Source organism: Planococcus beigongshangi (genome assembly GCF_016820495.1).
GTDB classification, from domain to species: Bacteria; Bacillota; Bacilli; order Bacillales_A; family Planococcaceae; genus Planococcus; species Planococcus beigongshangi.
Genome location: NZ_JADHDU010000011.1, coordinates 23328 through 48217, shown reverse-complemented (window position 1 = coordinate 48217; position 24890 = coordinate 23328). Strand labels below are relative to the sequence as shown.

The window sequence follows — 24890 nt, the reverse complement described above, 5'->3', positions numbered from 1 at the left end:
TCTGGCTCTTCTCATCTCTACTCTACTCGTTCAGATAAGCATATGTAAAATGTAAAAAGAATAAAAAAAAGCGCGCACCTCATTCAGAGAAATGCGCTTTTCTGTCTCTATGGCTCCCCGATTGCTTAAGCCGGGGTTGAATGAGGTGCGTAGAGCTAGACAAGACGCCGCCTTTCGGCTCGCTCATCATAACGCTCAGCTTTTCATATGTGTCGTATAAATCAATATGCTAAAAGAAGAGGGCGTGAACCCTCTCCAGATGAAGATTAAACTAATTCGATGATAACGATTGGTGCGCCATCTCCGCGACGAGGCCCCATTTTCATGATGCGCGTGTATCCGCCTTGACGGTCAGCGTAACGTGGTGCAACATCATCAAACAATTTCTGCAATGCATAAGTTGTTGTTTCGTTGCCTTCAGCGTCTGCAGTTGTTACCAACTCACGGCGCATCCATGCTGCTGCTTTACGGCGAGCGTGAAGATCTCCACGTTTACCAAGTGTAATCATTTTTTCTACAGTCGAGCGCACTTCTTTCGCACGAGCTTCAGTCGTTTGAATGCGTTCGTGTACGATTAGGTCTGTTGTAAGGTCACGTAATAGTGCTTTACGTTGAGAACTTGTACGTTGAAGCTTTCTCATTGAAGTTTCCCTCCTTTATTAAAAATAGTTCGGATCCGAGTTCGGAACTCAGTCTTCTTTACGAAGGCCAAGGCCCAAATCTTCCAACTTCACTTTGACTTCTTCAAGTGATTTGCGTCCAAGGTTGCGTACTTTCATCATGTCGTCTTCCGACTTGCTTGCCAGTTCGTGTACCGTGTTGATACCCGCACGTTTTAAGCAGTTGTAAGAACGGACTGAAAGATCAAGCTCTTCGATAGTCATCTCCAAGACTTTCTCTTTTTGGTCTTCTTCTTTTTCAACCATGATTTCAGCAGTTTGTGCCTCATCCGTCAATCCTACGAAGATATTCAAATGCTCAGTAAAGATTTTAGCTCCAAGCGCAATCGCCTCTTTTGGACCAATGCTGCCATCTGTCCAAACATCGAGTGAAAGTTTATCGAAATGTGCCAACTGGCCCACACGAGTATTTTCCACCTGGTAATTCACGCGTGAAACTGGAGTATAAATTGAGTCAATCGGGATAACGCCGATCGGAAGATCTTCACGTTTGTTCTGATCTGCACGAGCGTATCCACGGCCGCGGTTAGCATACATGCGCATGCGCAAGTGGCCGCCTTTAGCGATTGTTGCGATATATAGATCCGGATTCAGAATTTCTACATCACTATCGTGAGTAATATCTGCAGCCGTAACCGTTCCATCACCTTTTACGTCAATTTCAATGACTTTTTCTTCGTCAGAGTAAATTTTCAGAGCCAGTTTCTTAATATTCAAGATGATTGATGCCACATCTTCTTCTACACCTTCGACAGTGGAGAATTCATGCAACACGCCATCTATTTGAATTGAAGTAACAGCAGCGCCTGGTAAAGATGAAAGTAAGATTCGACGTAAGGAGTTTCCTAAAGTGGTTCCATATCCACGCTCAAGTGGTTCGATAACAAATTTGCCGAATTTGGCATTGCTATCGATCTCAACCGTTTCAATCTTTGGTTTTTCTATTTCGAGCATTCATTTTACCCTCCTTCAAAACGTCGGTGTATTTCGTTAAACCAAGAATTCGATAGTCACAGACTTTCGCAACGATTCAGAACACATTCAGTAAGTCGTGATGTTCAAAAATCCTATTCAGATTAACGATTATACGCGACGGCGTTTTGGCGGACGGCAACCGTTATGAGGAACTGGAGTTACATCTTTGATAGCTGTAACTTCTAGTCCAGCAGCTTGAAGCGCACGGATTGCAGCTTCACGACCTGAACCAGGACCTTTAACTGTAACTTCCAAAGTTTTCAAACCGTGTTCAATCGAAGTTTTTGCAGCGGTTTCTGCAGCCATTTGAGCAGCGAAAGGTGTAGATTTACGTGATCCTCTAAATCCTAGTGCACCTGCGCTTGACCAAGATAGTGCGTTACCTTGCATATCTGTAATCGTAACAATTGTGTTGTTGAATGTTGAGCGGATGTGAGCAATACCTGATTCGATATTCTTTTTCACACGACGCTTACGAGTTTGTTGTTTACGTGCCATGTTAAGAAGAAACCTCCTTTACTGATTATTTTTTCTTGTTCGCAACTGTTTTACGAGGACCTTTACGCGTACGCGCATTGTTCTTCGTATTCTGACCGCGTACAGGTAGTCCACGGCGGTGGCGGATACCCCGGAAGCTTGCAATTTCCATCAAGCGTTTGATGTTCATTGATACTTCACGGCGAAGGTCACCTTCGATTTTGTATTGATCCAATTGTTCACGGATATTGTTCAACTCATCTTCTGTAAGATCACGAACTCGTGTATCTTCAGAGATACCAGCAGCAGAAAGAACTTTCTGAGCAGTTGTTTTACCAACACCGAAAATGTAAGTTAATGAAATAACTACGCGTTTGTCGCGCGGAATGTCAACACCAGCAATACGTGCCATGTGTTCGATGCACCTCCTTCAATATTAGCCTTGTCTTTGTTTGTGTTTCGGATTTTCACAGATTACCATGACTTTTCCGTTTCTGCGAATAACTTTACATTTTTCGCAGATCGGTTTCACAGATGGTCTCACTTTCATCTAACCCAACCTCCTTAGTAGTCCGGAGTGCAAAAGATTATTTAAAACGGTATGTGATACGACCGCGCGTTAAATCGTAAGGAGATAGTTCAACTGTAACTTTGTCCCCCGGCAGAATGCGGATGAAGTGCATGCGGATCTTGCCAGATACATGCGCAAGAATCGTATGGCCATTCTCCAATTCTACTTTAAACATCGCGTTAGGCAAAGTCTCAACGACTGTTCCTTCGATTTCAATTACATCGTCTTTCGCCATCGACCCAGTCTCCCTTCTGTATACAAGTCAGCCCTCATCTTCGAACAGTAAATGCTGATTGAATAATTGTTTTCTATTCATTCACCAGGATTGCGTGAGTGACATATAAAAGACATCTTCCAGGTTCCGCTTCCCGCGATTCAGCAGGTCGGGATGATCCGGTTAAGCCCTACAGCCTCACTTATCCTCGAGCGCCCGGACTGCTTAGGATGAGTTCCAAACCTGTTACACAGATGCTTCCACGAAACCCATTATACTATTTCCAATGCTGAATTGCACGATTCAGACTTGTGTCTGCGGGCATTCGGCATCGACTTTCATATAATAAGGCACCAAGCTTTTGCAGCTCTCGAAAATTCATATCTCCGGTGCTCCTTAAAGCCGCATGGAGGCAACTAACTGCGCCCGGCGCCGGGGATTATCCTCGGTCGCCCTTTAGAAGAGCATCAATGTCAGCAAATACTTTTTGAATGTCCTGCTGTCCATTTATATTTTCCAGCACGCCTTTGCTTCCGTAAAAGTCAAGCAGCGGCTGAGTTTGTTTCATATTAACTTCAAGACGGTTGGTTACAGTTTCAGGCTTGTCATCTTCACGCTGATAGAGCTCTCCGCCATCTTTGTTGCAAATACCGGAAACTTCCGGTGGATTGAACACAGTATGGTAAGCAGTTCCACAAACCTTACAGATCCAGCGGCCAGTCAAACGTGCAATCAATTCATCTTTTTCTACTTTAATATTTACGACATGCTCGATTCTTTTGCCGATGTCAGCAAGAAGAGATTCTAGAGCTTCAGCTTGAGGGACTGTTCTAGGAAAGCCGTCTAAAAGAAAGCCATCTTCACAATCCGGTTTGCTAAGGCGCTCACGGACGATACCGATAGTCACTTCATCAGGCACCAACGCACCTTGATCCATGAACGATTTTGCTTTCAAGCCCAGTTCCGTGCCGCCTTTGATAGCTGCGCGAAACATATCACCTGTAGAAATATGAGGGATGTCGTACTTCTCAACAATTTTGTCTGCCTGTGTACCTTTACCGGCGCCAGGCAAACCCATTAATACGATATTCATACGGAGTGCCCCCTCAGACAAGCGGATAAGGAACGTTTTCACGTTCCTACCCTACATCTTTTATTTCATAAAGCCTTTGTAATGACGTTTTACAAGTTGCGATTCCAATTGTTTCATCGTCTCAAGTGCTACCCCGACTACGATCAGAAGACTCGTACCACCGATTTGCGCTGATTGCGGCAAGCCGGCAACATTGATGAAGAAAATCGGCAGAATCGAGATGACCGCAAGGAAGATAGCTCCGACAAATGTCAATCGGTAAAGCACGCTTGTTAAGTAATCCTGTGTATTTTTACCCGGCCGGATTCCCGGGATATATGCACCCTGCTTCTTCAGATTGTCCGATACGTTTTCAGGGTTAACCTGAATGAATGCGTAGAAATACGTGAATGCAATAATCAACCCGACATAAATGATCATGCCGACCGGCTTAGTGTAATCGAATGTATTTTGTATAGCATCCGTAAAAGAATTGGAACCAAAGAAAGAAGAAATGGTTTGAGGCGTGATCATAAACGCTACTGCAAAGATTACCGGGATAACTCCGGCCGCGTTCACTTTCAAAGGTAAATGCGTTTGTTGACCCGCCGTTGTCTGGCCACGGCCAGCAACACGTTTTGCATACTGGATCGGAATTTTACGCAGCGCTTGCTGAACGTAAATGACCAATACAGTAATGGCAACAACTGCTAATGCAAGCAACGCCATGATAGCGATATTGATCGGAAGCTGATCGCCAGCTCCTTGGATCTGCTGTGCATATAATTGGTTAATTGCACCTGGTACTGCAGCGACAATCCCTGCGAAGATGATAATCGAAATACCGTTCCCCACACCTTTTGCCGTAATCTGCTCACCCAGCCACAGTAGAAACGCCGTACCACCTGTCAAAACGATTGCAATTACAATGTAAGTTGAAATTGAATCATCTTTGATCAACATCCCGTTATTCATTTGGTTGAACCCGTAGGACATACCAATTGCCTGGATGAAAGCGAGTACGATTGTGAAGTAACGAGTGAATTGTGCAAGTTTCCGTCTTCCGACTTCCCCTTGTTTCGCCCACTCAGCAAATTTCGGTACAACATCCATCTGCAATAATTGCACAATGATTGATGCTGTAATGTAAGGCATGATTCCCATAGCCAAAATCGAGAAATTGGCAAGGGCGCCTCCACCGAAAGTATTTAAGAATCCAATCAGGCCAACCTGATCGGCAGCCTGTAAAACTGAAGCATCGACATTCGGCACCGGAACAAAAGTTCCGATACGGAAAATGACGAGCATCAATAAAGTAAAGATGATTTTATTTCGAATATCAGTCACGCGCATAAAATTTGAGATTGTCTGAAACATTAAAGCACCTCTGTTTGACCACCGGCAGCTTCAATCGCTTCTTTAGCTGATCCAGAGAATTTGTGAGCTTTAACATTCAATTTCTTTTCTAAGCTACCATTACCAAGGATTTTGATTCCAGATCTTTCGTTGCTGACGACACCTGATTCAATAAGCAATGCAGGTGTAATTTCTGTGCCTTCATCGAAACGGTTCAATACATCCAAGTTCACGATAGCGTAATCTTTACGGTTGATGTTAGTGAATCCACGTTTTGGCAAACGACGGAACAATGGGTTTTGACCACCCTCGAATCCAGGACGAACACCGCCGCCTGAACGGGCGTTTTGACCTTTATGACCTTTACCTGCTGTTTTACCAGTACCTGAACCGATACCGCGTCCGATGCGCTTTCTTGAGCTGCGTGAACCTTCTGCTGGTTTTAATTCATGAAGTTTCATTTAGTTGGCACCTCCTTCTATAGAAATCAGGGATTAAACTTCTTTAATAGTTACTAAGTGAGCGACTTTATCAAGCATACCGCGGATAGCAGCATTGTCTTGATGCTCGACTGTCTGATGCATTTTACGTAAGCCTAGAGACTGAACAGTTTTGCGTTGTGCCGGTTTTGAACCGATCACAGATTTTGTGAGGGTAACTTCAAGTTTAGTAGCCATGTAATTTTCCCTCCTATCCTAACAGTTCTTCTACTGATTTACCACGAAGTTTTGCAACTTCTTCAGCACTTTTCAGTTGAGTCAAACCGTTAATAGTAGCACGTACCATGTTGATTGGTGTGCTTGAACCTAGAGATTTAGACAAGATATCCTGTACTCCGGCTAATTCAAGTACCGCACGAACAGGTCCACCGGCGATTACACCAGTACCTGGTGAAGCTGGTTTGATAAGGATTTGGCCTGCGCCAAAACGTCCTGTTACTAGATGTGGAGTAGTACCTTTAACCATAGGTACTTCAATCAAGTTTTTCTTCGCATCTTCAATAGCTTTACGGATTGCATCTGGAACTTCTTGTGCTTTACCAGTACCAAATCCGACATTACCATTTTTGTCGCCTACAACAACTAATGCGGAGAAACGGAAACGACGTCCACCTTTTACAACTTTCGCTACGCGGTTAATCGTAACTACGCGCTCTTCAAGTTCAAGTTTGTTTGGATCAATACGACGCATGAAATGTGTCCCTCCTTCTTTTAAAATTGTAAACCGTTTTCACGTGCAGCATCTGCAAGAGCTTTAACACGTCCATGATATAAATAACCACCGCGGTCGAAAACAACCGATTTCAAGCCCTTTTCAGTAGCTTTCTTCGCAATTGCTTCGCCGACTTTAGTTGCTGCTTCCACGTTGCCTGTTGCTTCGCCGGAGAAATCTTTATCCATTGAAGATGCACTTGCAAGTGTCACACCATTCATATCGTCGATCAATTGTGCATAAATGTATTTGTTCGAACGGAATACGTTTAAACGCGGACGTTCTGCTGTACCCGTAATTTTAGAACGTACGCGAGCGTGACGTTTTTTACGTGATGCGTTTTTATCGAGTTTCGTAATCACTGAGGTCACTCCTTTCAGCCTGCCTAAGCAGCATTATTTACCTGTTTTACCTTCTTTACGGCGAACAACTTCACCTTCGTAGCGAATACCTTTACCTTTATACGGCTCTGGCGGACGCACTTGGCGGATGTTCGAAGCAAGAGCTCCAACATGTTCTTTATCGATGCCTTTTACGACAACTTTAGTGTTTCCTTGGACTTCGACTTCAACGCCCTCTGCCGGAGTAAATTCAACCGGGTGAGAGTAACCTACGTTAAGAACCAATTTCTTGCCTTGCAGCTGAGCACGGTATCCGACACCCACTAATTCAAGCGTACGCTCGAATCCTTGTGAAACGCCAGTAACCATGTTAGCTAACAACGCACGGCTTGTACCGTGGTTTGTGCGGTGGTCTTTAGAGTCAGAAGGGCGTGTCAATGTTAACACGTTCTCTTCTTGAGAAATAGTGATATCTTGGTTAAATGTGCGAGATAGCTCGCCTTTAGGTCCTTTTACCGTTACTTCATTATTGTCGCCAATAGTGATCGTAACGCCAGCTGGTACCTCGATTGGTTTTTTACCTACACGTGACATTCTGTTGCACCTCCATTCGTTTGTTGTTTATTACCAAACGTATGCTAATATTTCTCCGCCGATTTGTTTCGCGCGGGCTTCTTTATCAGTTACTACACCTTGTGATGTCGATACTAAAGCGATACCTAGACCGTTTAGTACACGTGGCACCTCGTCAGTTTTAGCGTAAACACGAAGTCCTGGTTTTGAAATACGTTTCAACCCAGTAATAACGCGTTCGTTGTTTGATCCATATTTCAAGAAAATACGAATCATGCCTTGCTTGTCATCTTCTACATATTCAACGTCACGAACGAAACCTTCACGCTTAAGAATTTCAGCGATGTCTTTTTTCACATTAGAAGCCGGAAGCTCTAATTTTTCGTGACGAACCATATTCGCATTACGAATGCGAGTAAGCATATCTGCAATCGGATCAGTCATTGTCATTACATTTACCTCCTTCCCAAATTAGGGGATTACCAGCTGGCTTTTTTGACACCAGGAATTTGTCCCACATATGCAAGTTCACGGAAACAAATACGGCAAAGTTTGAATTTGCGCAGTACTGAATGCGGTCGTCCGCATCGTTCACAGCGTGTGTACTCTTGTACCTTAAACTTTGGCGTGCGTTTTTGTTTTGCAATCATAGATTTTTTAGCCACGTTTACGCCTCCCTCACGTTTACTTTTGGAACGGCATTCCGAATTGTGTCAATAACTCACGAGCTTCTTCGTCAGAGTTCGCAGTTGTTACAATTACGATATCCATACCGCGTACTTTGTTTACTTTGTCATAATCGATTTCAGGGAAGATCAATTGTTCTTTCACACCAAGTGTGTAGTTGCCGCGGCCGTCGAATGATTTAGTCGAGACACCACGGAAGTCACGTACACGTGGAAGTGAGATAGCAATCAATTTATCCAGGAAGTCATACATACGCTCTCCGCGCAGTGTAACTTTACAACCGATTGGCATACCTTCACGAAGACGGAAGCCAGCGATAGATTTCTTAGCTTTAGTGATTACTGGTTTTTGACCAGAAATTGTCTGCAATTCTTCAACAGCTGAATCAAGTGATTTAGTGTTTTGGACTGCTTCGCCAACACCCATGTTGATAACGATTTTATCAACTTTCGGTGCTTGCATGACTGATTTATATTCAAACTTGCTCACTAGAGCAGGAGTGATTTCATTCACATATTTTTCTTTTAGGCGGTTCATGTGTGTACCTCCCTTCATTCAAGAGTTTTAGTTGTTAAATTTTTCACCGGATTTTTTTGCAACACGAACTTTTTTGCCATCTTCAATCTTGTATCCAACGCGAGTCGGCTCACCTGATTTAGGATCAAGCAACATTACGTTTGAAACGTGGATAGCTGCTTCCTGGCTGACAATTCCGCCTTGCGGGTTTGCCTGGTTCGGTTTTGTGTGTTTCTTGATGATATTGATACCTTCAACAACCACACGGTCTTTTTTAGGTAAAGCAGTAAGGACAACGCCTGTTTTGCCTTTGTCTTTGCCTGAGATTACCTTAACTTTATCACCTTTTTTAACATGCATTCTGTCGCACCTCCTTGGTATGGCACATTGATTTATTAAAGAACTTCAGGAGCAAGTGAAACGATTTTCATGAAGTTGTTGTCACGTAATTCACGTGCAACAGGTCCGAAAATACGAGTTCCGCGTGGACCTTTATCGTCACGGATAATGACGCATGCATTTTCATCAAATTTGATGTAAGTACCGTCTTTACGACGAGCCCCGCTTTTCGTGCGAACGATAACAGCCTTAACGACTTCACCCTTCTTAACAACGCCACCTGGTGTTGCTTTTTTCACGGTACAAACGATAACATCACCGATGTTTGCAGTCTTACGACCAGAACCACCAAGTACTTTAATCGCTAGTACTTCACGAGCACCCGAGTTGTCTGCAACTTTTAAACGACTTTCCTGTTGGATCACTTAGGTAACCTCCCTCCGGAATTTCTTACGTTCCGAAATTATTTAAATTAAATGATAACCGCTTTTTCTACTACTTCTATCAAACGGAAGCGTTTAGTAGCTGATAGCGGGCGAGTTTCCATGATGCGAACGATATCGCCAATTTTAGCTTCGTTTTGCTCATCATGAGCTTTATATTTCTTCGAGTATTTTACACGTTTGCCGTAAAATGCATGCTTCTTTTGAGTTTCAACCATTACTGTAACGGTTTTGTCCATTTTGTCAGACACAACACGGCCTGTGTATACTTTGCGTTGATTACGCTCAGTCATACTAGCAAACCTCCTCTCGATTTATCAGTTGTTTCCACTGAGTACTCTTTCATGAATCACAGTTTTCATACGTGCGATCGCTTTGCGAACTTCGCGGATGCGAGCCGTATTTTCTAATTGACCAGTAGCCAATTGGAAGCGAAGGTTGAAAAGCTCTTCTTTCAGTGATTTCACTTTTTGTTCGATTTCAGCAGTGGTTAGGTCACGGATTTCATTAGCTTTCATTCGATTCACCACCAATTTCTTCACGTTTTACGAACTTGGTTCTAACCGGAAGTTTGTGAGATGCAAGGCGCAATGCTTCGCGTGCCACTTCTTCAGATACTCCAGCAAGTTCGAACATTATTTTACCAGTTTTTACTACAGCTACCCAGCCTTCAGGTGAACCTTTACCAGAACCCATACGAACCTCAAGAGGCTTTTTCGTGTATGGTTTATGCGGGAAAATTTTAATCCAGACTTTACCGCCACGTTTCATGTAACGTGTCATTGCAATACGTGCAGCTTCGATTTGACGGTTAGTGATCCAAGATGATTCCAGAGCTTGAAGACCGTATTCGCCGAATGCGATTTCTTTGCCGCCTTTAGCTTCCCCGCGCATCTTGCCTCGGTGCTCACGACGATATTTAACGCGTTTAGGCAATAACATATTATTTGCCTCCTTCCTCAGTTTTCTTCTTAGTTGGAAGGACTTCACCGCGGTAGATCCATACTTTTACGCCAAGTTTGCCGTAAGTTGTGTCAGCTTCAGCGTGTGCATAATCGATGTCAGCACGAAGCGTATGGAGCGGAACAGTACCTTCACTGTAGTGTTCAGCACGCGCAATGTCAGCGCCGCCTAGACGTCCAGATACTTGAGTTTTGATCCCTTTAGCGCCAGAACGCATAGTGCGCTGGATTGCCTGTTTTTGTGCACGACGGAAAGACACACGGTTTTCCAATTGACGTGCAACACTTTCAGCAACTAGTCTCGCATCAAGGTCAGCTCTCTTAATTTCTATGATGTTGATGTGTACGCGTTTGCCAGTCATAGAGTTAAGCTGTTTGCGAAGTACTTCTACTTCAGATCCACCTTTACCGATTACCATTCCTGGTTTTGCAGTATGAATTGTTACGTTCACACGGTTTGCAGCGCGCTCAATTTCAATTTTAGAAACTGAAGCTTCTTTCAAACGTGCTTCGATGTATTCACGGATTTTAATATCTTCGTGAAGAAGTGTCGCATAGTCTTTTTCAGCGTACCATTTGGACTCCCAGTCACGAATGATTCCGATACGCATACCTATTGGATGTATTTTTTGTCCCACGAATTATCCCTCCTTCTTCTCAGATACCACTAATGTGATGTGGCTTGTACGTTTATTAATTGCGCTTGCGCGTCCCATTGCTCTTGGACGGAAACGTTTCAATGTTGGACCTTCGTCAACGAATACTTCACTGACAACCAAGTTGTTCAGATCCATTTCGTAGTTGTGTTCAGCATTAGCAGCTGCAGATTTCAATAACTTCTCAACAACAATAGATGCTGCTTTCGGAGTGTGGTTCAAAATCGCAACGGCTTCGCCAATTTGCTTGCCTCGGATTAAATCTACTACTAAACGGACTTTACGAGGAGCAATACGTACTGTTCTAGCGACAGCTTTTGCTTGCATGGGGAAATCCTCCTCTCAATTAACGTCTTGTTTTCTTATCATCTGCACCATGACTAGCGTATTTGCGTGTTGGCGCAAATTCACCTAGTTTATGGCCGACCATGTCTTCAGTCACATAAACAGGAATGTGTTTGTGACCATCGTATACTGCGATTGTTTGTCCGATGAATGTCGGGAAAATTGTAGAACGGCGAGACCAAGTTTTGATCACTTGTTTTTTCTCAGAGTCCTTCTGTGCGTCAACTTTTTTCAAAAGATGATCATCTGCAAAAGGTCCTTTTTTCAAGCTGCGGCCCATTTGGGATCCTCCCTTCGTGATTGCACCACGGTTCTTATCTCGAACCGCAGCGAAATCAAATTATTTTTTACGACGACGTACGATAAATTTATCGGATTTGTTCGTTTTCTTACGAGTTTTGTATCCAAGAGTCGGTTTGCCCCATGGAGACATTGGAGATTTACGTCCGATTGGCGTACGGCCTTCACCACCACCGTGCGGGTGGTCGTTCGGGTTCATAACAGATCCGCGGACAGTTGGGCGGTTACCCTTCCAGCGGTTACGTCCAGCTTTACCGATGTTGATCAGTTCATGCTGTTCGTTTCCTACTGCACCGATTGTAGCGCGGCAAGTAGCAAGGATCATACGAACTTCACCTGATTGCAGACGAACTGTTACGTATTTACCTTCTTTACCAAGAACCTGAGCTGAAGTACCAGCTGAACGAACCAATTGTCCGCCTGCGCCTGGCTTCATTTCAATGTTATGGATTGTAGAGCCCATCGGGATGTTAGACAACGGCAAAGCGTTACCTGGTTTGATGTCGGCAGTTTCACCTGACATGATTTGAGTTCCAACGCCTACTCCTTTAGGAGCAAGGATGTAACGTTTTTCTCCATCCGCATAGTGGATCAATGCGATGTTTGCAGAACGGTTCGGATCGTATTCGATCGTAGCAACGCGCCCTGGAATGCCATCTTTGTTACGTTTGAAATCGATGATACGGTATTGGCGTTTATGTCCACCACCGTGATGGCGTACAGTAATTTTACCTTGGTTGTTACGGCCGCCTTTACGCTTAACTGGTGCTAAAAGCGATTTTTCAGGCTTGTTCGTAGTGATTTCAGCGAAATCAGACGTTGTCATGTTACGACGACCGTTAGTGGTAGGTTTGTATTTTCTAATCCCCACGTTGTTTCCCTCCTTCTTTGATTAGTCCTTATCAGAACTTAAGGAAATTAAATCTCGAACAATTCAATGTCTTTAGATTCAGCAGTCAATTTAACAATCGCTTTACGGCGTTTGTTTGTGTATCCTGCATGTTTACCCATACGCTTGAATTTACCTTTGTAGTTCATGATGTTGACTTTTTCAACTTTCACGCCGAAGATTTCTTCAACCGCTTGTTTTACTTGTGTTTTGTTTGCGCGAGTGTCCACTTCAAAAGTGTACTTCTTATCTGCCATTACTTCAGAAGATCGCTCAGTAATGACCGGACGTTTTAATACATCACGTGCTTCCATTAACTAAGCACCTCCTCAATTTTTTCGACTGCAGCTTTTGTCATTACAACTTTATCATGTCCAAGAAGATCAAGAACATTGATGCCAGTTGCAGTGATTACTGTCATGCCTTGGATGTTGCGTGCAGACAATGCTAAGTTTTCGTTAACATCCTCTGTTACGAACAATACTTTTTTGCCCAATGAAAGGTCATTTTGCAATTGCAAGAAAGACTTTGTTTTTGGTGCATCGAAAGTTAGCCCTTCAAGTACCATCAAGTTTTCGTTCACTACTGTCGAAGACAAAGCTGAACGCATTGCAAGACGGCGTACTTTCTTAGGCAATTTATAGCTGTAGCTGCGTGGTGTTGGTCCGAAGACGATACCACCGCCGCGCCATTGTGGTGAACGGATCGAACCTTGACGGGCACGTCCAGTCCCTTTTTGACGCCATGGCTTTTTACCGCCACCGGCTACTTCAGAACGGTTTTTAACTTTATGGTTACCTTGACGAAGTGAAGCACGTTGTGCAATCACAGCTTCAAATAGTACGGCTTCATTTGGTTCGATACCGAAAACGTAATCGTTCAGCTCGATATCGCCAACCTGTGAACCTGTTTGGTTTAATACTGTTACTTTAGGCATTCCTGTTTCCTCCTTTCTTCAAAAAATGATTATTTAGCTTTGATTGCTGATTTAACGCGAATCAATGCTTTACGAGATCCAGGAACATTACCTTTAATAAGAAGCAAGTTACGTTCAACGTCAACTTTCACGATGTGAAGGTTTTGAATCGTAATTGTCGTGCCACCCATTTGACCAGGTAATTTCTTCTGTTTGAATACACGGTTAGGAGCAACCGGACCCATTGAACCAGGACGACGGTGGTAGCGTGAACCGTGACTCATTGGTCCGCGTGATTGTCCGTGGCGTTTAATAACACCCTGGAAACCTTTACCTTTCGTTGTTCCTGTAACATCTACTACATCGCCTTCTGCGAATACATCAACTTTGACTTCCTGACCAATCTCGTAATCAGCTAAGTTTACATTGCGAAGTTCGCGAATGAAGCGCTTAGGAGCAGTGTTAGCTTTTGCGACGTGTCCTTTAGAAGGTTTGTTGGCAAGCTTCTCGCGCTTGTCTTCAAAACCTAGTTGGACTGCTTCATAGCCGTCAACCTCAACTGTTTTCTTTTGAAGCACTACGTTTGGAGCAGCTTCAATTACAGTTACAGGGATTAAATCACCGTTCTCAGCAAAAACTTGCGTCATACCGATTTTTCTACCTAAGATTCCTTTGGTCATTTGTCACACCTCCTGCAAATTTTTGTTTTTTCTATTTCGTTGCCGATTAAAGTTTAATTTCAATGTCAACGCCGGATGGTAAATCCAATTTCATCAATGCATCTACAGTTTGTGGTGTAGGATTGACGATATCGATCAGACGTTTATGTGTGCGCATTTCAAATTGCTCACGAGAATCTTTGTAAATGTGGACTGAACGCAGGATCGTGTATACAGACTTTTCAGTCGGCAACGGGATTGGTCCCGAAACACTTGCACCTGAACGTTTTGCAGTTTCCACGATTTTCTCTGCAGACTGATCCAGAATTCTGTGATCATATGCTTTTAAACGGATACGAATCTTTTGTTTTGCCATTATTTTCCCTCCTTTTCGCCTATTTTTGATAGACATTCTCCACGAAAATTTTCCAATCACTCGCCATGGCAAAGCGGCCGGGTGTATCGGTAACCTCTCGCTTCATCGCAGTCAAAGACCAACATTCACCATTATACAAAATAAAAAAGAACTTCGCAAGTGTTTCCACGAAATTCTTTCTAATTCGCTTTTATTAGTATAACAGGATTTCTTGAAGATACAACACATCAGCTGTTAATTTGAAAACTTTTTTATCAGCCGAGAAGCATCACGGTCATCCAGCCGAAAATGACGAGCGGAATGTTGTAGTGGATGAACGTAGGGACGACCGTATCCCATATGTGATTGTGCTGGCCGTCCACATTCAGACCCGCTGTCGGTCCGAGCGTCGAGTCCGATGCCGGCGATCCCGCATCACCGAGTGCGCCTGCTGTACCGATCAATGCGATGATCGCTACCGGCGAGAAACCGAACTCCATTGCAAGCGGCACGAAGATGGCTGCAATGATCGGAATTGTCGCAAACGATGAACCGATGCCCATCGTCACCACCAATCCGACAATAAGCATCATCAGAGCTGCAATGCCACGGTTGCCAGCAAACAAGTCCGATACGCTGCTCACGAGCGGCTCCACAGCTCCAGTCGCCGTAATGACAGCGGCAAAACCGTTGGCCGTAATCATGACGAACCCGATGAAAGCCATCATGCGCATCCCTTCCGTCAGCACGTCGTCCGCTTCGCGCCACTTCATCGCACCGAATACATACAGCACCAGGATTCCGGCAAGTGCACCGATGATCATCGTATCTGTTTCAATCTGCGCAATTAATGCAGCTATAAGGGCGATGACTGTAACGATGATATCTTTAAGGGAAGCTTTCTTTTTTTGAGTTTCTTCTATAGAAGAAACCTCATTATATTCACGCGGTTTCCGGTAGGAAAAGAATATGGCAATGATCAGCCCAATGGCCAATCCTGCAACCGGCAATGCCATCGCTTTCGGGATATCCGCCATATCAATCGGTAATCCCGCAAGCGCCATCTGCTTCGCCAAAATTTCATGAAAAATCAAGCCAAAGCCATACGGCAATAATATATAGGGTGCTGTCAGACCAAATGTCAGCACCGAAGCAATCAACCGTCGGTCTATCTGCAATTCATTCAGGATATGAATGATCGGCGGAATAAGCAGTGGGATGAACGCGATGTGAATCGGAATCGCATTTTGCGAAAGAATCGCCATCGTCAGCAGCGCAAGAATGATTAAAGCTTTCGCCAAGCCTTCCCGGCTGTTTTTTCCATCTTTATTGACAATCTTCAATACCCCTTGCACCAGCAGCTCCGGTATTCCTGTCCGGGAGATCGCCACCGCGAATCCACCGAGCATGGCATAGCTCAGTGCGATGGTCGCACCTTCTCCGAGGCCACCTGTAAAAGCGGCAATCGTATCCGCAAACGAAAGCCCTCCGGCTACTCCACCTGCAAGCGCACCGATCAACAGGGCGAAGACAACATTCACTCTCAATAAACTAAGTATTAACATGACCAATACGGCCAGAATAACTGCATTCATAAATAAAACCCCTTTAGTTTGCTAAAGCGTTAAAGCACAAATATAAAAATACCAAATTGGCAACAGCTTGTCAAACCAGGCGTATTTCATCTCTTTATTTATCGAGCAGGCATTTGCCGGCTCTAACTTTTCATGGTCCTGCGAACTCAGGCAGCTTGTCTCTATCATTCATTCCCTGCCGAATGAAGCTCCTAAACAAAATAAAAAATCCCCTGCCTCAATTAAGAGACAGGGGATTTGAAAGAATTTGCAGAACTTATTTCTGGATAGTAGCTACTACTCCAGCGCCTACAGTACGTCCACCCTCACGGATAGAGAACTTAGTTCCTTCTTCAAGAGCGATTGGTGAGATAAGCTCAACATTCATTTCGATGTTGTCGCCAGGCATAACCATTTCTACGCCTTCAGGTAGGTTACAAACACCAGTTACGTCAGTTGTACGGAAGTAGAACTGCGGACGGTAGTTTGTGAAGAATGGAGTGTGACGTCCACCCTCTTCTTTTGAAAGAACATAAACTTCAGCTTTGAAAGTCGTGTGTGGAGTGATTGTGCCTGGTTTAGCCAATACTTGTCCACGTTGCACGTCGTCACGAGAGATCCCGCGAAGAAGAGCACCGATGTTGTCGCCAGCTTCAGCATAGTCAAGCAATTTACGGAACATTTCTACTCCAGTAACAGTTGTAGGTTTTGGCTCTTCAGTAAGACCAATGATATCTACAGTGTCGCCGACTTTGATTTGTCCACGCTCAACGCGTCCAGTTGCTACTGTACCACGGCCAGTGATTGAGAATACGTCCTCAACAGGCATCATGAATGGTTTTTCAGTATCGCGTGGTGGTGTTGGGATGTACTCATCAACAGCGTTCATCAATTCAACAATTTTTTCTTCCCATTCTGCTTCGCCTTCAAGAGCTTTAAGAGCAGAACCTTTGATGACTGGGATGTCATCGCCAGGGAAGTCATATTCAGATAGAAGATCGCGAACTTCCATTTCAACTAGTTCAAGAAGCTCTTCGTCGTCTACCATGTCACATTTGTTCATGAATACTACAAGGTAAGGAACACCTACTTGACGTGAAAGAAGGATGTGCTCACGAGTTTGTGGCATTGGGCCGTCAGCAGCAGATACTACCAAGATTCCGCCGTCCATTTGAGCAGCACCAGTGATCATGTTTTTAACATAGTCAGCGTGTCCTGGGCAGTCAACGTGCGCGTAGTGACGAGTTGCAGTTTCGTATTCAACGTGAGAAGTGTTGATTGTGATACCACGCTCTTTTTCTTCAGGTGCGTTATCGATTTGAGCGTAAGAACGAGCTTCCCCGCCTGATTGTTTTGCAAGTACTGTAGCGATTGCTGCAGTCAAAGTTGTTTTACCATGGTCAACGTGACCAATTGTACCGATGTTTGCGTGTGTTTTAGAGCGGTCAAATTTAGCTTTACCCATTAGAAAAATCCTCCTCATAATTTAAGTTAATTTTTTAATTTGATGTGCCGGAATAATAGGGCCCTATTATTCCAGGCATACAAATTATTTATACTTCATTAAAGAGCGAAATTCAATTATTCGCCTTTATTTTTTTTGATGATGCCTTCAGAAATTGATTTCGGAACTTCTTCATAGTGATCGAAGTGCATTGAGAACACACCACGGCCTTGCGTGTTAGAACGCAATGAAGTCGCATAACCGAACATTTCTGCAAGTGGAACCATAGCACGGACAACTTGCGCGTTTCCGCGAGCGTCCATACCTTCTACGCGTCCACGGCGTGACGTGATGTCACCCATGATATCTCCAAGGTATTCCTCAGGGATAACGACTTCAACTTTCATGATTGGCTCAAGGAGAACCGGGTTAACTTTAGAGATAGCGTTTTTAAGTGCCATGGATGCAGCAACTTTAAATGCCATTTCGTTGGAGTCAACATCATGATAAGATCCGTCGAACAATTTGGCTTTGATGTCGATCAAAGGATATCCGGCGATAACACCGTTGTCTAGTGAGTCACGAAGACCCGCTTCAACAGCTGGGATGTATTCACGTGGAACAACACCACCAACGATAGCATTTTCAAACTCAAAACCTGCTCCTTCTTCGTTTGGAGCGAATTCGATCCAAACGTGTCCGAATTGTCCACGACCACCAGATTGGCGTACGAACTTACCTTCAACTTTAGCAGTATCACGGAATGTCTCACGGTAAGATACCTGAGGCGCTCCTACGTTAGCTTCTACGTTGAATTCACGTCTCATACGGTCAACCAGGATATCAAGGTGAAGTTCACCCATACCCGCGATGATCGTCTGGCCAGTTTCCTGGTCAGTGTGTGCGCGGAAAGTCGGATCTTCTTCTTGCAATTTAGCAAGGGCTTGACCCATTTTGTCTTGGTCCGCTTTTGATTTCGGTTCCACAGAAAGGGAAATAACCGGTTCTGGGAATACCATACGCTCAAGGATTACCTGATGCTTTTCGTCACTTAAAGTGTCACCCGTAGATGTATCTTTAAGTCCGATTGCAGCAGCGATGTCTCCGCAGTATACTTCAGCGATCTCTTCACGGGAGTTAGCGTGCATTTGCAGGATACGTCCTACGCGTTCACGTTTACCTTTAGAAGAGTTTTGTACGTAAGAACCTGATTTAAGCATTCCAGAGTATACGCGGAAGAAAGTTAATTTCCCAACGTAAGGATCTGTCATTACTTTAAACGCCAATGCCGAGAACGGCTCGTTTTCGTCAGGCTTACGCAATACTTCCTCATCAGAATCCGGAAGAACACCCGTCATCGGAGGTACATCAAGTGGTGATGGCAGGTAATCAATTACTGCATCAAGCATCAATTGAACACCTTTGTTTTTGAATGCAGTTCCGCAAACTACTGGATAGAACTCAACGTCAAGCGTTCCTTTACGGATTGCAGCTTTAAGTTCAGCTTCAGTAATTTCTTCGCCGCCAAGGTATTTTTCCATCAGATCTTCATCAAGCTCAGCAACAGCTTCCACTAATTTCGTGCGCCATTCTTCAGCAAGCTCTCTGTAGTCTTCAGGAATTTCCCCATCAGTGATTTCAGTTCCAAGGTCGTTCGCGTAGAAGCGGGCATTCATTTCAACAAGGTCAATGATTCCATTGAACTGGTCTTCTGCACCGATCGGCAATTGGATCGGGTGTGCATTCGCTTGAAGGCGATCATGCAAAGTGCCTACCGAGTAAAGGAAATCAGCACCGATTTTGTCCATCTTGTTGATGAACACGATACGTGGTACCCCGTATGTTGTTGCTTGACGCCATACAGTTTCAGTTTGCGGCTCAACACCTGATTGAGCATCAAGAACTGTAACTGCACCATCAAGTACGCGCAGTGAACGTTCAACTTCAACTGTGAAGTCTACGTGCCCTGGAGTATCGATGATGTTGACGCGGTGTTCTTTCCATGAAGCTGTTGTTGCAGCAGATGTGATTGTAATTCCACGCTCCTGCTCCTGCTCCATCCAGTCCATTTGAGAAGCACCTTCATGCGTTTCGCCGATTTTATGGATTCGGCCTGTGTAGTATAGAATACGCTCCGTAGTAGTCGTTTTACCGGCATCAATGTGTGCCATGATCCCGATATTACGTGTTTTGTCTAAGGAGAACTCTCTTGCCATAATGTTCTTCTCCTTCCGTCTCGGATTAAGATTTTAAAATCTCTTAAGAAATTACCAGCGGTAGTGAGCGAATGCTTTGTTCGCTTCTGCCATTTTGTGGATATCTTCGCGTTTCTTAACAGATGCACCAGTGTTATTGGCAGCATCCATGATTTCGTTAGCCAAACGCTCTTCCATTGTTTTCTCTCCACGAAGACGCGAATAGTTTACAAGGTAGCGAAGGCCTAGAGTCGTACGGCGCTCAGGACGAACTTCAACCGGCACCTGATAGTTAGCTCCACCAACACGTCGTGCGCGAACTTCAAGAACTGGCATAACGTTAGCCAAAGCTTGTTCGTATACTTCAATCGGATCCTTACCGCTGCGTTCTTTAACTAGTTCGAACGCTCCGTATAGGATTTTTTGTGAAGTACCTCTTTTTCCGTCAACCATCATTTTATTAATTAAGCGTGTCACCAATTTCGAACTATAAATCGGATCTGGCAACACATCACGTTTTGCTACAGGACCTTTACGAGGCATGTATGTTCCTCCTTTCAACGAAGTTATTCGTTAATTTAATTGATTATTTTTTTTCTTTAGGGCGTTTAGTTCCGTATTTAGAACGTCCTTGCATACGGCCGTTTACTCCAGCTGTATCAAGTGCTCCACGAACGATGTGGTAGCGTACACCTGGTAAATCTTTTACGCGTCCGCCGCGAAGAAGAACTACACTGTGCTCTTGAAGGTTGTGGCCTTCACCGCCGATGTATGCGTTGACCTCAAGTTGGTTTGTCAACCGAACACGCGCATATTTACGTAATGCGGAGTTAGGTTTTTTCGGTGTCATCGTACCAACACGAGTACAAACTCCACGTTTCTGAGGCGAGCTTACGTTAGTCTGAGACTTTTTGAAGCTGTTATATCCTTTGCCCAACGCTGGTGAGTCTGATTTAGTGCTTTTTGGTTTACGAGGGTTGTTAACTAATTGGTTAATTGTAGGCATCGATTTTTTCCTCCTCTCAAAAGGGTGTTCTAATACCACATATCCAGGTGGTTCATTTTTAGGTAAAAAACAAAGTCTTTGTGTTTTCTACACAAAAACTGGTATCCAGTAATTGCTTCAGCAGCTGCAGAAGTTGGATTCATCTGCCTAGCCAAGCTTTGTTCTTGGGTGAATCCGGTTGACTTGACCTTAATCTAGATGTCCGGACGATCTGATGGGTCAATCAATCGTTCCACTTATATATTCTTGGACAATGCCACTTTATACGCTATTACTGTTGCTTAGTACCGAAGATAATTCGCGATTCCTCTTATTCATCAAGGCATTTTCAACCCGATAAATTAAAAGGCCGCTAACCATCAACCTTCAACATAATATCACCCTATGAATTTCATGTCAACTAGATTCATAAAAAATTTCGGGGAGTTATTGGTACTCCCCGAAACCATAGAAGCTGAATTACGATTCAGAACCGACGATCTCTTCAGTCGCTTTTTTCTCGCTTTGAGCAATTTTAATCTGACGGTAACGCTGCATTCCAGTACCAGCCGGAACGAGCTTCCCGATAATAACGTTCTCTTTCAAGCCAAGCAATTCATCACGCTTCCCTTTAATCGCGGCATCCGTTAAGACGCGCGTTGTTTCCTGGAAGGATGCGGCTGACAGGAATGATTCTGTTTCAAGTGAAGCTTTTGTGATCCCCAGGATAACCGGACGGCTTGTTGCCGGCAGATTGCCTTCGAGAACCGCTTTCACGTTCGCCTCTGTGAATTGATGGATATCAAGCAGTGAACCTGGCAGCAATTCTGTATCGCCGGCTTCAATGACACGAACTTTACGGAACATCTGGCGAACCATGACTTCCACGTGCTTATCACCGATTTCAACACCCTGCATACGGTAAACTTTCTGAACTTCCTTCAATAAATACACTTGAACAGCTTGAACATCTTTAACTTGCAGTAATTGTTTCGGATCGATCGAACCATCCGTCAATACTTGTCCGCGGACGATTACATCATTCTCCTGAACTTTCAGGCGAGCGTTATAAGGCGCGAGGTATTTACGTGTTTCGACTTCACCTTGAATCGTGATTTCTTTCTGGCCTTCGCGGATTTCGTCAATTTCAGTAACCGTACCTGTGATTTCAGAAATAACTGCTTGCCCTTTCGGATTTCGCGATTCGAAGATTTCCTGGATACGCGGAAGACCTTGTGTAATATCGTCTCCTGCAACCCCGCCTGTATGGAATGTACGCATCGTAAGCTGAGTTCCCGGTTCCCCGATTGATTGAGCGGCAATAATCCCAACTGCCTCGCCCACTTCAACTTCGTCACCAGTTGCCAAGTTCGTACCGTAACATTTCTTGCAGACGCCGTGTTTCGTATTACATGTAAACGCAGAACGGATTGTCACTTCTTTGATCCCTGCTTCAACAATGAGGCGGGTCAAGTCCTGTGTAATCAATTCATTTTTCGCTACAATAATCTCTTTTGTTTCCGGATGGCGGATTGTTTTCTTGGCGTGGCGCCCTACAATACGCTCTTCCAGTTCTTCGATGACCTCGGAACCTTCCATCAATGCTCCAACCAGTAAACCGCGGTCCGTGCCACAGTCATTTTCACGGACGATCGCATCTTGTGCAACGTCTACCAAACGACGCGTCAAGTAACCTGAGTCAGCTGTTTTCAGTGCTGTATCGGCAAGACCTTTACGGGCACCGTGAGTAGAGATGAAGTATTCCAGTACCGTTAAACCTTCACGGAATGAAGACTTGATCGGAAGTTCGATAATGCGTCCTGCCGGGTTGGCCATAAGTCCGCGCATACCAGCTAATTGCGTAAAGTTGGATGCGTTACCACGTGCTCCGGAGTCACTCATCATGAAGATCGGGTTCATATTATCAAGAGAAGCCATCAGTTTTTCCTGAATAACGTCTTTCGCGCTGCTCCAGAAAGAAATGACTCGTGCATAGCGTTCTTCTTCAGTGATTAAACCGCGACGGAATTGCTTCATGACTTTATCTACATTTTCCTGAGCTTCCACAAGGATTTCTCCTTTATCAGGAAGAACGACGATATCCGAAATACCTACCGTGATACCTGCCTGAGTGGAATATTTAAATCCAAGGCTCTTCATGCGGTCAAGCATTCTGGACGTTTCTGTAATATGGAAACGTTTGAACACTTCAGCGATGATTTCCCCAAGAATCTTTTTCTTGAACGGTGTTACAAGTTCGGCTTCTTCGATGTGCTTACGAATATCTGTCGTCGTAGGAACAAAGTATTTTGCCGGTGTTTCGACTTGCAGGTTGTAATCTGTCGGTTCATTGATATACGGGAACGATTTCGGCAGAATTTCATTGAAAATGATTTTGCCGACAGTTGTCAGCAATAACATTTTGTTTTGTTCAGCCGTAAACGTCGGGTTGTTTACAGATTCGGCTTTAATTGCAACGCGGGTATGCAAATGCACGTGGCCTGACTGATAAGCAACCAAAACCTCTTCAGGTCCGGAGAACGTAGCACCTTCGCCTGTTGCGCCTTTGCGCTCCAACGTAAGGTAATAGTTACCCAAAACCATATCCTGTGAAGGAGTAACAACAGGTTTTCCGTCTTTCGGGTTCAAAATGTTCTGAGCGGCAAGCATCAACAAGCGTGCTTCTGCCTGAGCTTCAGAAGAAAGCGGTACGTGAACAGCCATTTGGTCACCGTCAAAGTCGGCGTTGTATGCTGTACATACCAGCGGGTGAAGGCGAATCGCCTTACCTTCGACCAATGTCGGTTCAAAAGCCTGGATACCAAGTCGGTGAAGAGTCGGTGCTCGGTTCAATAGAACCGGATGCTCCTTGATGACATCTTCCAGTACATCCCATACTTCGGAATGAAGACGTTCGATTTTGCGTTTTGCGCTCTTAATGTTGTGGGCAAGGCCACGCTCTACAAGTTCTTTCATAACGAAAGGCTTGAACAGCTCGATCGCCATTCCTTTCGGCAATCCGCATTGATACATTTTCAGGTTCGGTCCGACAACGATAACGGAACGGCCAGAATAATCGACACGTTTACCCAGAAGGTTTTGGCGGAAGCGCCCTTGTTTCCCTTTTAACATATGCGAAAGGGATTTCAACGGACGGTTACCAGGTCCAGTGACCGGACGGCCGCGACGGCCATTATCGATCAATGCATCTACAGCTTCCTGCAGCATGCGTTTTTCATTCTGAACGATGATGCTCGGTGCACCAAGGTCCAATAAGCGTTTCAAACGGTTGTTCCGGTTGATGACGCGACGGTAAAGGTCGTTTAAGTCAGAAGTGGCAAAACGGCCGCCGTCCAATTGAACCATCGGGCGAAGCTCTGGTGGAATTACAGGAAGAACATCCAGAATCATCCAATCCGGGTTGTTTCCGGAGTTACGGAAAGATTCTACAACTTCAAGGCGTTTGATCGCACGTGTGCGGCGCTGGCCCTGTGCTGTTTTCAATTCTTCTTTCAATGAATCCGTTTCACGCTCAAGGTCGATTTCCTGAAGAAGTCGCTTGATCGCTTCCGCTCCCATTGCCGCCTGGAACTTTTTACCGAATTTATCGCGATAAGCGCGGTATTCTTTTTCCGACAACAGCTGTTTTTTCTCGAGCGGTGTATCCGCTGGATCAATGACAACATATGAAGCGAAATAAATAACTTCTTCCAATGAACGTGGTGACATATCAAGGATAAGGCCCATACGGCTCGGGATTCCTTTGAAATACCAGATATGTGAAACAGGTGCTGCCAATTCAATGTGCCCCATGCGTTCGCGGCGAACTTTTGAACGTGTAACTTCAACGCCGCAGCGATCACAGACGACACCTTTATAACGGACGCGCTTGTATTTTCCGCAATGGCATTCCCAGTCTTTTGTAGGACCGAAGATGCGTTCACAGAACAAACCGTCTTTTTCAGGTTTTAATGTACGGTAGTTAATTGTTTCTGGCTTTTTGACTTCTCCATAAGACCATGAGCGAATTTTATCGGGTGACGCCAATCCGATTTTCATATACTCAAAATTATTAACATCTATCAAGGAGCCTACCTCCCTTTTGTCTCGAGTTTCTACGCGGCTCTTCCTCGTTTATGACCAAGTGAATGGAA

General features: G+C 44.5%; 35 protein-coding genes. All 35 read right to left on the bottom strand.

Features of this window, described 5'->3' with window-relative positions; translation table 11 throughout:
- Positions 1 to 266: 266 nt before the first annotated feature.
- On the bottom strand, positions 267 to 641 hold the full coding sequence (gene rplQ, locus IQ294_RS15445; protein WP_008432531.1) for a 50S ribosomal protein L17: 375 nt from the start codon (positions 639 to 641) through the stop codon (positions 267 to 269).
- Positions 642 to 689: 48 nt separating this feature from the next.
- Positions 690 to 1634 (bottom strand): DNA-directed RNA polymerase subunit alpha, encoded by a 945-nt coding sequence (locus IQ294_RS15440; protein WP_203334946.1) that lies wholly within the window; start codon positions 1632 to 1634, stop codon positions 690 to 692.
- Between the two features lie 129 nt (positions 1635 to 1763).
- The gene (rpsK, locus tag IQ294_RS15435; RefSeq protein WP_203334945.1) at positions 1764 to 2153 is read right to left on the bottom strand and encodes a 30S ribosomal protein S11; all 390 of its coding nucleotides are present in this window, start codon (positions 2151 to 2153) and stop codon (positions 1764 to 1766) included.
- A gap of 25 nt (positions 2154 to 2178) precedes the next feature.
- Positions 2179 to 2544 carry a 30S ribosomal protein S13 gene (rpsM, locus tag IQ294_RS15430; protein ID WP_033542779.1) on the bottom strand — a complete coding sequence of 122 codons (366 nt, stop codon included), beginning with the start codon at positions 2542 to 2544 and terminating at the stop codon, positions 2179 to 2181.
- 24 nt (positions 2545 to 2568) lie between these two features.
- Positions 2569 to 2682: a 50S ribosomal protein L36 gene (gene rpmJ, locus IQ294_RS15425; RefSeq protein WP_006828951.1), complete on the bottom strand. Its 114-nt coding sequence runs from the start codon at positions 2680 to 2682 to the stop codon at positions 2569 to 2571.
- A gap of 37 nt (positions 2683 to 2719) precedes the next feature.
- The gene (infA, locus tag IQ294_RS15420; RefSeq protein ID WP_006828950.1) at positions 2720 to 2938 is read right to left on the bottom strand and encodes a translation initiation factor IF-1; all 219 of its coding nucleotides are present in this window, start codon (positions 2936 to 2938) and stop codon (positions 2720 to 2722) included.
- Positions 2939 to 3356: 418 nt separating this feature from the next.
- The gene (locus tag IQ294_RS15415; protein ID WP_203334944.1) at positions 3357 to 4010 is read right to left on the bottom strand and encodes an adenylate kinase; all 654 of its coding nucleotides are present in this window, start codon (positions 4008 to 4010) and stop codon (positions 3357 to 3359) included.
- 60 nt (positions 4011 to 4070) lie between these two features.
- Complete coding sequence (secY, locus tag IQ294_RS15410) at positions 4071 to 5366, bottom strand: preprotein translocase subunit SecY (RefSeq protein WP_203334943.1); 1296 nt, start codon at positions 5364 to 5366, stop codon at positions 4071 to 4073.
- Positions 5366 to 5806 (bottom strand): 50S ribosomal protein L15, encoded by a 441-nt coding sequence (rplO, locus tag IQ294_RS15405; protein ID WP_203334942.1) that lies wholly within the window; start codon positions 5804 to 5806, stop codon positions 5366 to 5368. Before rplO ends, secY begins: the two co-directional genes overlap by 1 nt.
- A 33-nt stretch (positions 5807 to 5839) precedes the next feature.
- On the bottom strand, positions 5840 to 6022 hold the full coding sequence (rpmD, locus tag IQ294_RS15400) for a 50S ribosomal protein L30 (RefSeq protein WP_144841129.1): 183 nt from the start codon (positions 6020 to 6022) through the stop codon (positions 5840 to 5842).
- Positions 6023 to 6035: 13 nt separating this feature from the next.
- Entirely contained in the window at positions 6036 to 6536 is a 501-nt protein-coding gene (rpsE, locus tag IQ294_RS15395) for a 30S ribosomal protein S5 (RefSeq protein WP_203334941.1), read from the bottom strand.
- A 20-nt stretch (positions 6537 to 6556) separates the two neighbouring features.
- On the bottom strand, positions 6557 to 6919 hold the full coding sequence (rplR, locus tag IQ294_RS15390) for a 50S ribosomal protein L18 (protein WP_203334940.1): 363 nt from the start codon (positions 6917 to 6919) through the stop codon (positions 6557 to 6559).
- A 33-nt stretch (positions 6920 to 6952) separates the two neighbouring features.
- Positions 6953 to 7492 carry a 50S ribosomal protein L6 gene (gene rplF / locus IQ294_RS15385; protein WP_203334939.1) on the bottom strand — a complete coding sequence of 180 codons (540 nt, stop codon included), beginning with the start codon at positions 7490 to 7492 and terminating at the stop codon, positions 6953 to 6955.
- Between the two features lie 30 nt (positions 7493 to 7522).
- A complete protein-coding gene (gene rpsH, locus IQ294_RS15380; protein WP_203334938.1) occupies positions 7523 to 7921 on the bottom strand; it encodes a 30S ribosomal protein S8 in 399 nt (132 codons plus the stop codon).
- A gap of 29 nt (positions 7922 to 7950) precedes the next feature.
- The gene (gene rpsN, locus IQ294_RS15375; RefSeq protein ID WP_006828941.1) at positions 7951 to 8136 is read right to left on the bottom strand and encodes a 30S ribosomal protein S14; all 186 of its coding nucleotides are present in this window, start codon (positions 8134 to 8136) and stop codon (positions 7951 to 7953) included.
- Positions 8137 to 8155: 19 nt separating this feature from the next.
- Positions 8156 to 8695 carry a 50S ribosomal protein L5 gene (rplE, locus tag IQ294_RS15370; RefSeq protein WP_203334937.1) on the bottom strand — a complete coding sequence of 180 codons (540 nt, stop codon included), beginning with the start codon at positions 8693 to 8695 and terminating at the stop codon, positions 8156 to 8158.
- A 27-nt stretch (positions 8696 to 8722) separates the two neighbouring features.
- The gene (gene rplX / locus IQ294_RS15365; RefSeq protein ID WP_203334936.1) at positions 8723 to 9034 is read right to left on the bottom strand and encodes a 50S ribosomal protein L24; all 312 of its coding nucleotides are present in this window, start codon (positions 9032 to 9034) and stop codon (positions 8723 to 8725) included.
- Positions 9035 to 9069: 35 nt separating this feature from the next.
- Complete coding sequence (gene rplN, locus IQ294_RS15360) at positions 9070 to 9438, bottom strand: 50S ribosomal protein L14 (protein ID WP_036803916.1); 369 nt, start codon at positions 9436 to 9438, stop codon at positions 9070 to 9072.
- A gap of 47 nt (positions 9439 to 9485) precedes the next feature.
- Positions 9486 to 9749: a 30S ribosomal protein S17 gene (rpsQ, locus tag IQ294_RS15355; protein WP_203334935.1), complete on the bottom strand. Its 264-nt coding sequence runs from the start codon at positions 9747 to 9749 to the stop codon at positions 9486 to 9488.
- Between the two features lie 24 nt (positions 9750 to 9773).
- Entirely contained in the window at positions 9774 to 9974 is a 201-nt protein-coding gene (gene rpmC, locus IQ294_RS15350) for a 50S ribosomal protein L29 (protein ID WP_006828936.1), read from the bottom strand.
- A complete protein-coding gene (gene rplP, locus IQ294_RS15345; RefSeq protein WP_203334934.1) occupies positions 9964 to 10398 on the bottom strand; it encodes a 50S ribosomal protein L16 in 435 nt (144 codons plus the stop codon). Before rplP ends, rpmC begins: the two co-directional genes overlap by 11 nt.
- 1 nt (position 10399) lies before the next feature.
- A complete protein-coding gene (gene rpsC, locus IQ294_RS15340; RefSeq protein WP_033542793.1) occupies positions 10400 to 11056 on the bottom strand; it encodes a 30S ribosomal protein S3 in 657 nt (218 codons plus the stop codon).
- Positions 11057 to 11059: 3 nt separating this feature from the next.
- Positions 11060 to 11401 (bottom strand): 50S ribosomal protein L22, encoded by a 342-nt coding sequence (gene rplV / locus IQ294_RS15335; RefSeq protein ID WP_203334933.1) that lies wholly within the window; start codon positions 11399 to 11401, stop codon positions 11060 to 11062.
- 19 nt (positions 11402 to 11420) lie between these two features.
- On the bottom strand, positions 11421 to 11699 hold the full coding sequence (rpsS, locus tag IQ294_RS15330) for a 30S ribosomal protein S19 (RefSeq protein WP_033542795.1): 279 nt from the start codon (positions 11697 to 11699) through the stop codon (positions 11421 to 11423).
- Between the two features lie 60 nt (positions 11700 to 11759).
- Complete coding sequence (rplB, locus tag IQ294_RS15325; protein ID WP_203334932.1) at positions 11760 to 12590, bottom strand: 50S ribosomal protein L2; 831 nt, start codon at positions 12588 to 12590, stop codon at positions 11760 to 11762.
- 47 nt (positions 12591 to 12637) lie between these two features.
- Positions 12638 to 12922 (bottom strand): 50S ribosomal protein L23, encoded by a 285-nt coding sequence (rplW, locus tag IQ294_RS15320; RefSeq protein WP_203334931.1) that lies wholly within the window; start codon positions 12920 to 12922, stop codon positions 12638 to 12640.
- Positions 12922 to 13545 carry a 50S ribosomal protein L4 gene (rplD, locus tag IQ294_RS15315; protein WP_203334930.1) on the bottom strand — a complete coding sequence of 208 codons (624 nt, stop codon included), beginning with the start codon at positions 13543 to 13545 and terminating at the stop codon, positions 12922 to 12924. The genes rplW and rplD overlap by 1 nt, the downstream gene beginning before the upstream one ends.
- Positions 13546 to 13574: 29 nt before the next feature.
- Positions 13575 to 14204, bottom strand: coding sequence for a 50S ribosomal protein L3 (gene rplC, locus IQ294_RS15310; RefSeq protein WP_203334929.1), 630 nt, complete (start codon positions 14202 to 14204; stop codon positions 13575 to 13577).
- A 46-nt stretch (positions 14205 to 14250) separates the two neighbouring features.
- Positions 14251 to 14559: a 30S ribosomal protein S10 gene (gene rpsJ, locus IQ294_RS15305; RefSeq protein ID WP_033542800.1), complete on the bottom strand. Its 309-nt coding sequence runs from the start codon at positions 14557 to 14559 to the stop codon at positions 14251 to 14253.
- A 254-nt stretch (positions 14560 to 14813) separates the two neighbouring features.
- Positions 14814 to 16133 carry a Na+/H+ antiporter family protein gene (locus tag IQ294_RS15300; RefSeq protein ID WP_203334928.1) on the bottom strand — a complete coding sequence of 440 codons (1320 nt, stop codon included), beginning with the start codon at positions 16131 to 16133 and terminating at the stop codon, positions 14814 to 14816.
- 256 nt (positions 16134 to 16389) lie between these two features.
- The gene (gene tuf / locus IQ294_RS15295) at positions 16390 to 17577 is read right to left on the bottom strand and encodes an elongation factor Tu (protein ID WP_203334927.1); all 1188 of its coding nucleotides are present in this window, start codon (positions 17575 to 17577) and stop codon (positions 16390 to 16392) included.
- Positions 17578 to 17693: 116 nt separating this feature from the next.
- Positions 17694 to 19772: an elongation factor G gene (fusA, locus tag IQ294_RS15290; protein WP_203334926.1), complete on the bottom strand. Its 2079-nt coding sequence runs from the start codon at positions 19770 to 19772 to the stop codon at positions 17694 to 17696.
- A 51-nt stretch (positions 19773 to 19823) separates the two neighbouring features.
- Entirely contained in the window at positions 19824 to 20294 is a 471-nt protein-coding gene (gene rpsG, locus IQ294_RS15285; protein ID WP_203334925.1) for a 30S ribosomal protein S7, read from the bottom strand.
- 43 nt (positions 20295 to 20337) lie between these two features.
- Complete coding sequence (gene rpsL / locus IQ294_RS15280; RefSeq protein WP_203334924.1) at positions 20338 to 20757, bottom strand: 30S ribosomal protein S12; 420 nt, start codon at positions 20755 to 20757, stop codon at positions 20338 to 20340.
- A 459-nt stretch (positions 20758 to 21216) separates the two neighbouring features.
- Positions 21217 to 24822 (bottom strand): DNA-directed RNA polymerase subunit beta', encoded by a 3606-nt coding sequence (gene rpoC, locus IQ294_RS15275; RefSeq protein ID WP_203334923.1) that lies wholly within the window; start codon positions 24820 to 24822, stop codon positions 21217 to 21219.
- Positions 24823 to 24890 lie beyond the last annotated feature (68 nt).

Coding starts and splice junctions, on each gene's coding strand:
- rplQ (WP_008432531.1), bottom strand. CDS start 641: ATGAGAAAGCTTCAACGTACAAGTTCTCAACGTAAAGCACTATTACGT.
- IQ294_RS15440 (WP_203334946.1), bottom strand. CDS start 1,634: ATGCTCGAAATAGAAAAACCAAAGATTGAAACGGTTGAGATCGATAGC.
- rpsK (WP_203334945.1), bottom strand. CDS start 2,153: ATGGCACGTAAACAACAAACTCGTAAGCGTCGTGTGAAAAAGAATATC.
- rpsM (WP_033542779.1), bottom strand. CDS start 2,544: ATGGCACGTATTGCTGGTGTTGACATTCCGCGCGACAAACGCGTAGTT.
- rpmJ (WP_006828951.1), bottom strand. CDS start 2,682: ATGAAAGTGAGACCATCTGTGAAACCGATCTGCGAAAAATGTAAAGTT.
- infA (WP_006828950.1), bottom strand. CDS start 2,938: ATGGCGAAAGACGATGTAATTGAAATCGAAGGAACAGTCGTTGAGACT.
- IQ294_RS15415 (WP_203334944.1), bottom strand. CDS start 4,010: ATGAATATCGTATTAATGGGTTTGCCTGGCGCCGGTAAAGGTACACAG.
- secY (WP_203334943.1), bottom strand. CDS start 5,366: ATGTTTCAGACAATCTCAAATTTTATGCGCGTGACTGATATTCGAAAT.
- rplO (WP_203334942.1), bottom strand. CDS start 5,806: ATGAAACTTCATGAATTAAAACCAGCAGAAGGTTCACGCAGCTCAAGA.
- rpmD (WP_144841129.1), bottom strand. CDS start 6,022: ATGGCTACTAAACTTGAAGTTACCCTCACAAAATCTGTGATCGGTTCA.
- rpsE (WP_203334941.1), bottom strand. CDS start 6,536: ATGCGTCGTATTGATCCAAACAAACTTGAACTTGAAGAGCGCGTAGTT.
- rplF (WP_203334939.1), bottom strand. CDS start 7,492: ATGTCACGTGTAGGTAAAAAACCAATCGAGGTACCAGCTGGCGTTACG.
- rpsH (WP_203334938.1), bottom strand. CDS start 7,921: ATGACAATGACTGATCCGATTGCAGATATGCTTACTCGCATTCGTAAT.
- rplE (WP_203334937.1), bottom strand. CDS start 8,695: ATGAACCGCCTAAAAGAAAAATATGTGAATGAAATCACTCCTGCTCTA.
- rplX (WP_203334936.1), bottom strand. CDS start 9,034: ATGCATGTTAAAAAAGGTGATAAAGTTAAGGTAATCTCAGGCAAAGAC.
- rpsQ (WP_203334935.1), bottom strand. CDS start 9,749: ATGACTGAGCGTAATCAACGCAAAGTATACACAGGCCGTGTTGTGTCT.
- rpmC (WP_006828936.1), bottom strand. CDS start 9,974: ATGAAAGCTAATGAAATCCGTGACCTAACCACTGCTGAAATCGAACAA.
- rplP (WP_203334934.1), bottom strand. CDS start 10,398: ATGTTATTGCCTAAACGCGTTAAATATCGTCGTGAGCACCGAGGCAAG.
- rplV (WP_203334933.1), bottom strand. CDS start 11,401: ATGCAAGCAAAAGCTGTCGCTAGAACAGTACGTATTGCTCCTCGTAAA.
- rpsS (WP_033542795.1), bottom strand. CDS start 11,699: ATGGGCCGCAGCTTGAAAAAAGGACCTTTTGCAGATGATCATCTTTTG.
- rplW (WP_203334931.1), bottom strand. CDS start 12,922: ATGGAAGCACGTGATGTATTAAAACGTCCGGTCATTACTGAGCGATCT.
- rplD (WP_203334930.1), bottom strand. CDS start 13,545: ATGCCTAAAGTAACAGTATTAAACCAAACAGGTTCACAGGTTGGCGAT.
- rplC (WP_203334929.1), bottom strand. CDS start 14,204: ATGACCAAAGGAATCTTAGGTAGAAAAATCGGTATGACGCAAGTTTTT.
- rpsJ (WP_033542800.1), bottom strand. CDS start 14,559: ATGGCAAAACAAAAGATTCGTATCCGTTTAAAAGCATATGATCACAGA.
- IQ294_RS15300 (WP_203334928.1), bottom strand. CDS start 16,133: ATGAATGCAGTTATTCTGGCCGTATTGGTCATGTTAATACTTAGTTTA.
- tuf (WP_203334927.1), bottom strand. CDS start 17,577: ATGGGTAAAGCTAAATTTGACCGCTCTAAAACACACGCAAACATCGGT.
- fusA (WP_203334926.1), bottom strand. CDS start 19,772: ATGGCAAGAGAGTTCTCCTTAGACAAAACACGTAATATCGGGATCATG.
- rpsG (WP_203334925.1), bottom strand. CDS start 20,294: ATGCCTCGTAAAGGTCCTGTAGCAAAACGTGATGTGTTGCCAGATCCG.
- rpsL (WP_203334924.1), bottom strand. CDS start 20,757: ATGCCTACAATTAACCAATTAGTTAACAACCCTCGTAAACCAAAAAGC.